The 3,395-nt window shown below is 63.3% G+C and carries 4 protein-coding genes and 1 tRNA gene; 2 read left to right on the forward strand and 3 right to left on the reverse strand.

Annotation, left to right across the window (positions count from 1 at the left end; translation table 11 throughout):
- The coding region (locus GPT33_RS18110; protein ID WP_296811873.1) for an FAD-dependent oxidoreductase at positions 1-389 on the reverse strand (389 nt) is incomplete at its 3' end.
- An 88-nt stretch (positions 390-477) separates the two neighbouring features.
- Complete coding sequence (locus tag GPT33_RS18115) at positions 478-1,221, reverse strand: glutathione peroxidase (protein ID WP_296811876.1); 744 nt, start codon at positions 1,219-1,221, stop codon at positions 478-480.
- Between the two features lie 659 nt (positions 1,222-1,880).
- Between GPT33_RS18115 and GPT33_RS18120 the strand changes: the two genes are divergently transcribed.
- Entirely contained in the window at positions 1,881-2,318 is a 438-nt protein-coding gene (locus GPT33_RS18120; protein WP_296811879.1) for an Hpt domain-containing protein, read from the forward strand.
- A gap of 126 nt (positions 2,319-2,444) precedes the next feature.
- Here the strand turns inward: GPT33_RS18120 and GPT33_RS18125 are convergent.
- Positions 2,445-2,520 (reverse strand) — tRNA-Ala (locus GPT33_RS18125).
- A 135-nt stretch (positions 2,521-2,655) separates the two neighbouring features.
- On the opposite strand from GPT33_RS18125, the gene arsS reads away from it, so the two are divergent.
- Positions 2,656-3,395 (forward strand): arsenosugar biosynthesis radical SAM (seleno)protein ArsS (gene arsS / locus GPT33_RS18130; RefSeq protein WP_296811882.1); only part of this gene is annotated, 740 nt, incomplete at its 3' end.

Consider the following 3,395-nt stretch of genomic DNA (forward strand, 5'->3'; position numbering starts at 1 on the left):
CTGTAGCGATCCTCGCCGACGACGATGGTCTTGGCATCGACGAAGCGCGCCTCGCCTTGAATACGTGTAATGCCTTGCCGCTCGACGTAGCCGTCCCAGTAGCCGTTGATGTCGGCGACGTAGCGATTACGCCCCGCGACTAGCGTGGGCCAGTCGATCCCGTCGGACTGCACCTTCACCCCATAACCGGGTGCGTCGGCAACCGCCGCGGCCAGGTTCGCGCCGTACCACATGACCTTCTTGGGAACACAGCCGGCGTTCACACAGGTTCCGCCGAGCTTGCCCGCCTCGACCACGGCGACGCGGCGTCCGAGCTGCGCGGCTTTCTCGGCTACGGCCAAACCGCCGCTCCCGCCACCGATGGCGATCAGGTCGAAATGCTGGCTCATTCTAATGACTCCTAGTCTGTTCTGGATCCAACTCGGGTGGGGCGATCCGACCTCGGCCGAACCGCCCGCGGACCTCGCCGAGCCGGTCTTAAGCGGTGTGATGCTCCTTCAGCCACACCTCGAGAGCGTCAGATCCACCGATCAGCTTGCCATTGACGAAGACCTGCGGCACGGACGCTGCATTCGCGACGGCGCGCAGGGTCTGCTCGGTGTAGTCGCGGTTCAGCAAAAGTTCTTCATAGGCGATCCCGGCGTTGCGCAGGGCCTCTTTCGCCTTTGCGCAGAAGGGGCATCCGTCGCGGGTCATCACGGTCACATCGAGCGGCTTTGCCGCTTCCGGCGCCAGATAGGCGAGCATCGTGTCGGCGTCGGAGACACCGTAGGGGTCGCCTTCGACCTCGGGCTCGATGAACATTTGCTCGACGACGCCGTCTCGCACCAACATCGAGTAGCGCCAGGACCGCTTGCCGAAGCCCAGATCGTCCTTGTCGACCAGCAATCCCATGCCGTCTGTGAACTCGCCGTTGCCGTCCGGGATGAAGGTGACGTTGTCGGCGTGCTGTGCCTTCTTCCACTCATTCATCACGAAGGTGTCGTTGACCGATACACATACGACCTCGTCGACCCCGTGTTGCTTAAAGGTCGGAACCAGTTGGTTATAGCGCGGCACATGCGAAGAGGAGCAGGTCGGCGTGAAGGCGCCCGGCAGGGAGAAGACCACGACGGTCTTGCCCTTGAAGATGTCGTCGGTGGTCACGTCGACCCACTCGTGGCCCTGACGGGTGTGAAAGGTGACCTGCGGGACGCGGCTTCCGATACGGTTCTCGAACATGGGGTCGTTCTCCAAGATTGAGTGAAGGTTTGAGGGTGGCTGATCTGCGTTGATGGCATGCAGAGTAGCGGCGCCTCGGTGATAAGGAAAATGGATTGTTTGTATCGCTGTGATCGTTAACAGCGATCTTGGCTCCTGCGACCTGTCGTGTGGCCACGGCCTTGCCGCCGGAGTGCGCGGCATCGAACGCCCGACCGCATCCCTGTCGATGAGGTCAAGGGGGCTCGATTCAAGCGCTGCGCGCGTTGATTCTCGGGTGCCGCGTCGACGTCGAGCGCTATTATACCGAGCGTCGGGGTTCCTGCCGGGGCAGCCGTGACGGGAGGCAGACTTGGACCTGCAGTTGAGGCCCGATACCGAGACATGAGCGCGGTGTCGAATGGCGTATCATCGCCCGGAAGCGGGCGTTGTTCTGTCGCCTCGGCACCGGAGCTCGCGTTGCGGCGCAGGTTCTCGCCCCCTACCACGACGGAGGCTCAACACGATGTCGATTTTCCATGCAGGGCCCTCGGCCAAGTTCGGCCACGCAGGCGTCACCGTGTGTCCCGTGGCGTCGCTCGCCCCGACGCGGTCGGCGGCCCTTCCCGATGCGGCGTCCGTTGTTGGTGACGCCCGCGGTTCGGGCGCCGCGGTACCCGGCGGCTGCTCGGCGTAAGCGAATGAATGAGAAAACAGAAAAGAACGTCGATGACGAGACGGCTATGGCGCTCGGGACGCCCGCCGACACGTCACTGCTCGATTTCGCGGTGCTGACCCGGCTGAACGATGATTTGGGGAGGGAGTCGGTCCTGGAGCTTATGGGTCTGTTCCGAACCGAGTCGGAGCGGCGTCGACATCGGATCGAAACCGCGGTCGCCGCCCGCGACTCGGCCGCGGCATGCCACGAGGCACACGCGCTCAAAGGCAGCGCCCTGACCTTCGGCGCCTGCCTTCTCGGGGCGTTGGCATTCAAAATGGAACAGGCCGGGCGGCGCGGCGATCTGGAGGGTCTGGTCTCGGACCTATCTGAGCTCGCACGCCTGACGGTGGAGACCCAAGCTGCCTTGTCGAGGGTGTTCTCGGCGAGCGGCGATCACTGCGACCCGGAATCATCCTGACGTTACTGCAGCCCGAAGGCCGGACAGTTCTGAATCACGTCTTGGGCAGCGCGATGCCGCGGGATGAGGGACGCTCTGGGTTTCGCCTTGGGGATATCCCGCGAGGCGGCGGTTTTTCGTGGGGTTTGGTGGAGCCGAGGGGGATCGAACCCCTGACCTCCGCATTGCGAACGCGGCGCTCTCCCAGCTGAGCTACGGCCCCGTGTGTCTGATTGTTTCGGCGAAGATCTGCCCCGACTCTGTTCAGAGGTAACGGTCGCCGACGGCGCATTGTGCACCGTGCCGGCGTCTCGAAACAAGCCCCGCAACCCTTCCCTACAACCATTCCGGAGTGTGCATGCTGGACTCCCTGCCTTTGCTCTTCCCGTCTGACTTTCCCGCGATCGACCGGCGTCGTCTACAGACCCTGCAGATCAATCTGGGCTATCGCTGTAATCAGAGCTGTCGACACTGTCATGTCGATGCGGGGCCGAAGCGCACCGAGTCGATGAGCGAGGAGACGGTCGAGGCGGTGCTTGCGTTCATGGACCGGCATCCGGTGCGCACGCTCGACATCACCGGTGGTGCGCCCGAGATGCATCCGGAGTTTCGTCGTCTGGCGCGCGAGGGTCGGCGTCGTGGCGCGGAGGTGATCGATCGCTGCAATCTGACGATCCTCTCGGAACCCGGTCATGAGGATCTCGGTGCTTTCTTGGCGGATCAAGGCGTTCGCATCATCGCGTCGTTACCCTGTTATCTGGCCGACAATGTCGACACCCAGCGCGGCAGCGGCGTGTTTGCGGCCAGCATCGCCGGTCTGCGGCAACTCAACCGTCTCGGTTACGGTGTCGAAGGCAGCGGTCTTGAGCTGGACCTGGTGTACAACCCGCAAGGCCCGACCTTGCCGCCCGCGCAGGGCGTCTTGGAGGCCGATTACCGGGCCATTCTCGGCGAGCGTTACGGCATCGTCTTCAGTCGGTTGCTCACGATCACAAACATGCCGATCAAGCGATTCGGCAGTCTGCTCCAGTCAACCGGACAGTTTGCCGACTATATGACCCTTCTGAAGGGCGCCTATCGCGCGGAGAATCTCGACGC

It is taken from the genome of Thiocapsa sp. (assembly GCF_011390875.1).
Taxonomy (GTDB): domain Bacteria; phylum Pseudomonadota; class Gammaproteobacteria; order Chromatiales; family Chromatiaceae; genus Thiocapsa.